This is a genomic window from Erwinia sp. MYb416, assembly GCF_037479575.1.
GTDB lineage: Bacteria > Pseudomonadota > Gammaproteobacteria > Enterobacterales > Enterobacteriaceae > Erwinia > Erwinia rhapontici.
Genome location: NZ_JBBGYT010000258.1, coordinates 1 through 643 on the forward strand (window position 1 = coordinate 1; position 643 = coordinate 643).

The window sequence follows — 643 nt, forward strand, 5'->3', positions numbered from 1 at the left end:
AATGGCGCCTGCCAGCAAAGCTGCTATGTGCAGAACAGCCGCTGCGATCGGGATAAAAACAGCGGCTGCAGCGGCGCATTGCAACGCTGCGTGCAGGCGTGCCCCCGCTAGCCGTGTTCTTTACTGAGCGGGATCACCAGCGGTGTACCGTAGAATGGGTCATCGATAATGCGGCAGTTCAGGTCAAACACGGTTTTTACCAACGCTTCACTGAGGATCGCCTGCGGCGCCCCTGCCGCCACCACGCCGCGCTGATGCACAGCGACCAGATGGTCGGCATAACGACAGGCCAGATTGAGGTCGTGGAGTACCATCACAATGGTTTTATTCTGCTGGCGATTCAGGTCACGCAGCAGATCCAGCACCTCAATCTGGTGGGCAACATCAAGAAAGGTCGTCGGCTCATCCAGCAGCAGAATATCGGTGCCCTGCGCCAGCGTCATGGCAATCCACACCCGCTGACGCTGCCCACCCGACAGCGCCTCAACCGGACGATCGGCAAGCCCTGCAACATGGGTAGCGTGCAGAGCAGCATTAACCTCGTCTTCATCCCGGGCTGACCACTGCTGCAACCAGTTCTGCCAGGGGTAACGCCCCAGGCTCACCAGCTGGCGCACGTTAATGCCTTCCGGGGCTACCGGGT

1 protein-coding gene is annotated in these 643 nt (G+C 60.0%); it reads right to left on the reverse strand.

The features are described 5' to 3' along the window. Positions 1-107: 107 nt before the first annotated feature. The coding region (locus WH277_RS02370) for an ABC transporter ATP-binding protein (RefSeq protein WP_339504191.1) at positions 108-643 on the reverse strand (536 nt) is incomplete at its 5' end.